Origin of the sequence: Mesorhizobium sp. M4A.F.Ca.ET.020.02.1.1 (genome assembly GCF_004022645.1) — a bacterium.
GTDB lineage: Bacteria > Pseudomonadota > Alphaproteobacteria > Rhizobiales > Rhizobiaceae > Mesorhizobium.
Map to the genome: position 1 here is coordinate 1 of NZ_RZOI01000443.1, position 5173 is coordinate 5173.

Below are 5173 nucleotides of genomic sequence, written 5' to 3' on the forward strand. Positions count from 1 at the left end.
GTCGTCGGCAGTGGCCCTGGTCGTTGTTGCGTCGGTCTGCTGCTTGGTCTTCTTCTTGTCGGCGGCGTTTGTCTTGTTCTTTTTAGCCGTATCCTTGTCGTCCGCCATCTTGCCCGTGGCGTCGGCGCGCTGCCTGGCGGTCGGGGTCCGGCGCGGCTTGGGCGGAGCTGGGTTGTCGGCGAACGGATCGTCGGTGGCGGCAGGCTGCTCGAAGATGCTTTCGTCGGGGGCTGCCGCATCAGTATCGTCCGGCACCGCGCCGGAACTTGCCGGCGAATAGGCGTCGGCCGGGGCGTCGGCGGTCGCAGTCTGCGGCGTGTTCTGATCCTGGGCGCGAGCCCTGCTCATCTGCCTGACCTTGCGCTGCTGGTCCGACAGGATCGCTGATTCCGAAACCTCGCCGCGCAGTTCGGTTTCCTGGGCCTGGAGCGGCATCGGCCGCAGCAAGGCAAGAACGCTCGCCGCCAGCAGCAGCGTGCTGACGGCCTTGCCCGTTCGACCTCTTTTCGTTTCAGGCTGGGCCTCAGTCATCGTCACCACTGCTAGCGCGGCGCAGGCGCGCCATACTTACCGAACCGTAAATGGGGATGGTTAACGGAGGGTTGAGGCGGGCGGTTCTCTCACGCATTCGGTGTCCCGGATTTCGGGGCTGGCGCCATTGGATATTGGGCCACGGGCAAAGACCTGGATCGAACCTAGAGCGCGGCGCGTGGAAACGGATGCAGGCGACGGGCTTCAGGCTTTTTTGCTTTCTGCATGTTTCCCAAAACCGCCGCGCACTTTTGGGCGACCTGCATCAGGTGCCATTTCTGTTGGACAGGCGGGCGGCAAAGCGCTAAGCGCATCAGCCATGCATGCGGGGTCCCCAGAAAAGAAGCGCCCGGACAGGCAGGCTTCGATCGATTCGGCGCTGAGAACCGTGGCGACCGAGCAGGCTGGCATGGCTGCTTTTGCCGCCGCGCTCGAGAACGGGCTGGCCGCGCCATTCGCGCGCGCCGTCGAGCTGATTTCGGGCATCGAGGGCCGCGTCATCGTCACCGGCGTCGGCAAAAGCGGCCATATCGGCTCCAAGATCGCCGCCACGCTCGCCTCGACCGGCACGCCCGCCTTCTTCGTCCATCCGGCGGAAGCCAATCATGGCGATCTCGGCATGATCGCCAAGGATGATGCCATCATCGCCATGTCGTGGTCGGGCGAGAGCAAGGAATTGATGGGCATCGTCGCCTATGCAAAGCGATTTGCGATCCCGCTTATCGCCATCACGTCCGGCGAGACCTCGGCGCTGGCGCGCGCAGCCGACGTGGTGCTGCTTTTGCCGCCCGCGCCGGAGGCCTGTCCGCACGGGCTTGCGCCGACGACATCGGCGCTGCTGCAACTGGTGACGGGCGATGCGCTGGCCATTGCGCTGCTCGAGGCGCGGGGCTTCACACCAGACCATTTCCGCACCTTCCACCCGGGCGGACAGCTCGGCGCCAATCTTACGCAGCTGCGCGAGATCATGCATGTCGGCGAGCGTCTGCCGCTGGTGCCGTCGGGCACCGGCATGAGCGAGGCGATCGTCGAACTCTCGCGCAAGGGCTTCGGCTGCGTGGCGATCACCGGCACCGATGGTGCGCTGATCGGCATCATCACCGACGGCGATATCCGCCGTCATATCGCCAACGACCTTCTGGCAATGAGCGTCGATCAGGTGATGACCAGGAAACCGAAGACGGCGACGCCGGACACGCTGGTGGCGACTGCCCTGCAGACAATCAACGCCTCCGCTATCACAAGCCTGATGGTGGTGGAGGGCGGACGCCCCGTCGGGCTCGTCCACCTGCATGATCTGCTGCGTATCGGCGCGGCTTAGGGGTATGTCGATATACAGGCGATGCCGGCCTGCGACGCGGACGTCCTGCGCTTCCGGTGCTCACGTGCTTTCGAGTACGCTCCGCTCCGGTTCTCCGAAGTCGGCGTTCCCGACTCGGCCTGACCTGAATCTCAACACGCCCTGATCAGGGTCTCGCCTCAGATCGCCTCGACGGTCAGTTCCAGATCGGTATCGGCCGCGCCGGTGACGCGCACCTGCGTGCCGACCGGTAGATCCGGGCCGGAGACGCGCCACAGGGTGTCGCCCAGCCGGATGCGGCCGCGGCCGTTCTTGATCGGCTCGGCCAGCGTCGCGGTGCGGCCGACCATCTGCGCGCCGCGGCGGTTGAGCAGCGGCTGATCGGCGTCGTCATGACGACCGCCGACCAGTTTCTTGCCGACGAAGGCCGAGATCAGCGACAGGACCAGGAAGACCAGAACCTGGAGCTGCCAGGTCCAGAAGGCGGCGTCCCAGATGAGCAGCGACACCGCGCCGACGATCAGGGCGGCGATGCCGATCCACAGCATGAAGACGCCGGGCGCGACGACTTCCATCACCAGCAGCACGAAGCCCAGGACCATCCAGTTCCAAGGGCCGAGTTCGGAAATGATGCGATCAATCATGTGCGCTCTCCCAGAGCGGAAACATCAAATCGTGGAGACCATCAATTGTCGCCGGAGCGCACTACCGGCGGCCGCGAGCCTCGCTGCGTACCGGACGGGCCGTCTGCCTTGAAGACTTCCCTGGCGATCTCGCCGATGCCGCCCAGCGTGCCGATCAGCGACGACGCCTCCAGCGGCATCAGCACGATCTTGCTGTTCGAGGCCGAACCGATCCTGGTCAAGGCCTCAGTGTATTTCTGGGCGACAAAGTAGTTGAGCGCCTGCACGTCGCCCTTGGAGATGGCTTCGGACACGACCTGGGTCGCCTTGGCTTCGGCCTCGGCCGAACGCTCGCGCGCCTCGGCATCGCGGAAGGCTGCTTCCTTGCGGCCCTCCGCCTCGAGGATCTGCGACTGCTTGAGGCCCTCGGCGGCCAGGATCTGGGCGCGCTTGTCGCGCTCGGCCATCATCTGGCGGCCCATCGATTCAACCAGGTTGGCCGGCGGGTTGATGTCCTTGATCTCGACACGGGTGATCTTGATGCCCCAGGGATGCGCCGCCTCGTCGACGACGCGCAGCAGGCGCTCGTTGATGGCGTCGCGGTTGGACAGCAATTCGTCGAGGTCCATCGAGCCCATGACGGTGCGGATGTTGGTCATCGTCAGGTTGAGGATGGCGTTCTGCAGCCCGGCGACCTGATAGGCCGCCTGCGGGGCGTTGAGGACCTGGTAGAAGGCGACGCCGTCGACGCCGACGATGGCGTTGTCGCGGGTGATGATCTCCTGCGTGGGGACATCAAGCACCTGCTCCATCATGTTCATCTTGGCGCCGATGCGCTCGAAGATGGGGTTGATGATGTTGAGACCCGGCGTCAGTGTCTTGGTGTAACGGCCGAAACGCTCCACCGTGTAGTTGTAACCCTGCGGCACCGTCCTGATGCCTTTGAAAAGAAGGATGATGACCAGGAAGACAAGAACAATGATGGCAATATCGAAACCGCTGAAGCCCATTTCGTTTCTCCCTCAATAGGCGCCGACTTCACGAAATCACTTAAGTGTGTTTCCGCAGCGTTACAATCAGGTGATCACGAATATTGAATAGCGGAGGCTTTTGCGCACCGGTTTCAAGCTGTGGCGGCGAAGCGGGTCACACCCAGCCGGACAGCTCGCGCCGCACCAGCGCCTCGATCACGGCCATGCCCTCGTCGCTGTCGTTGAGGCAGGGGATGTGGGCGAAGTTCCCGCCGCCGGCATGGTGGAAGGTTTCGGCTGCCTCGCGGCCGATCTCGTCCAGCGTCTCGATACAGTCGACAGAAAAGCCGGGATTGACGATGGCGATCGACTTGACGCCCTCCTTGGCGAGCTTCTCGACCGTCACATCGGTGTAGGGCTGCAGCCATTCCTGCGCGCCGAAGCGCGACTGGAAGGTGGTGATCAGCTTCTTCTCGTCCCAGCTAAGCTTCTCGCGCAGCAGCCTCGTCGTCTCCAGGCAATGGGCCTGATAGGGATCGCCCTTGTCGGAATAGGGTTTCGGGATGCCGTGATAAGAGGCGATGACCACTTCCGGCTCGAAGTCGAGGCTCGCCAGATGCCGTTCGATCGAGCAGGCAAGGGCCTCGATGTAGACGGGCTCGTCATAGTAGGGCGGCACGCTGCGGATCGCCGGCGCGCGCCTGATCTTCATCAGCGCGCGGAACAGCTGATCGTTGGCGGTCGCGGTGGTTGTCGCCGAATATTGCGGGTAGAGCGGAAAGGAAAGGATGCGGTCGCAGCCCTGCTCGACCAGTCCTCGGGCGACGCTCGCGGTCGAGGGGTTGCCGTAGCGCATCGCCCAGTCGACCATGACATCCGGCAGGTCGCCAAGCGCCTTGGCGAGCTTCTCCGCCTGGGCGCGCGTAAAGGTGCGCAGCGGCGACTCGTTCTTCTCCCGGTTCCAGATCCTGGCGTAGTTGGCGCCCGATTTCTTCGGCCGTGTCGTCAGCACCAACCCGTAGAGGATCGGATACCAGATCGCCTTATTGAGCTCGATGACGCGCGGGTCGGAGAGGAATTCCCTGAGGTAGCGCCACATCGGCCTGAACTCGGTGCCGTCGGGCGTGCCGAGATTGATCAGCATGACGCCGACCTTGCCGGCCTTGACCCGCACGGAACCCGCCGGCAGCGGGCCGGCCGTCTTCGCGGCTTTGGGGGCGAGTGGGCTGGACAGCGTCATCAGGATCTCCGGGAACCGCGAAACCGGCGGTGGCGCGGCGAAACTAACGATGCGGCGGCGGTTTTCAATGCTGCGTCTGGCCGCACCTCGCGGCGCCCTGGCCCGAAAGCAGAAGCCCGCCCGTTGCCCGGGTGGGCCTCCGACCTGCCGCGGCAGGAGCTATTTCGCCGCGGGCGGGATGGTGAGCGTCCCGCCGATCGGCAGCCGATGCGGCTCGTAATCCTTGTTGGCGCCCGAGATCAGCTTCCACTTGGTGGCGTCGCCATAGGCCTTCTTCGCCAAATCCCAGAAGGTGTCGCCGGCGACGATGACATGGCTGGCTTCTGCAGGCGTCGCCTCGGCCGGCTTTGCCGGCTCGGCAGCCGGGGCAGGGGCCGCTTCCGCGGGCTTGGCGGGTTCCGCCGCAGGCGCGGCAGGGGCCGTTTCCGCCGGAACCGTCGGCGGTGTCGTGGCGATGTCGCCCGAATTGGCAGGCAAGGCGGGCATCTCGGCGGGGGCCGCCCCCGCC

The 5173-nt window shown here is 65.0% G+C and carries 4 protein-coding genes and 2 pseudogenes; 1 reads left to right on the forward strand and 5 read right to left on the reverse strand.

Features of this window, described 5'->3' with window-relative positions; all coding sequences use genetic code 11:
- Positions 1-531 (reverse strand): annotated as a pseudogene (locus EN742_RS23545) (hypothetical protein); the annotation flags it as partial.
- Positions 532-850: 319 nt separating this feature from the next.
- Here EN742_RS23545 and EN742_RS23550 point away from each other — a divergent pair.
- Positions 851-1852 carry a KpsF/GutQ family sugar-phosphate isomerase gene (locus EN742_RS23550; protein WP_127423006.1) on the forward strand — a complete coding sequence of 334 codons (1002 nt, stop codon included), beginning with the start codon at positions 851-853 and terminating at the stop codon, positions 1850-1852.
- Positions 1853-2010: 158 nt separating this feature from the next.
- Here EN742_RS23550 and EN742_RS23555 read toward each other — a convergent pair whose 3' ends face one another.
- From EN742_RS23555 to EN742_RS23570, 4 genes and pseudogenes are all read right to left on the reverse strand, one after another.
- The gene (locus EN742_RS23555) at positions 2011-2475 is read right to left on the reverse strand and encodes an NfeD family protein (protein ID WP_126058425.1); all 465 of its coding nucleotides are present in this window, start codon (positions 2473-2475) and stop codon (positions 2011-2013) included.
- Between the two features lie 41 nt (positions 2476-2516).
- Positions 2517-3464 carry an SPFH domain-containing protein gene (locus EN742_RS23560; RefSeq protein WP_127407345.1) on the reverse strand — a complete coding sequence of 316 codons (948 nt, stop codon included), beginning with the start codon at positions 3462-3464 and terminating at the stop codon, positions 2517-2519.
- A 136-nt stretch (positions 3465-3600) separates the two neighbouring features.
- The gene (gene hemH / locus EN742_RS23565) at positions 3601-4665 is read right to left on the reverse strand and encodes a ferrochelatase (protein WP_128333341.1); all 1065 of its coding nucleotides are present in this window, start codon (positions 4663-4665) and stop codon (positions 3601-3603) included.
- Positions 4666-4824: 159 nt separating this feature from the next.
- Positions 4825-5173, reverse strand: a pseudogene (locus EN742_RS23570) (LysM peptidoglycan-binding domain-containing protein); the annotation flags it as partial.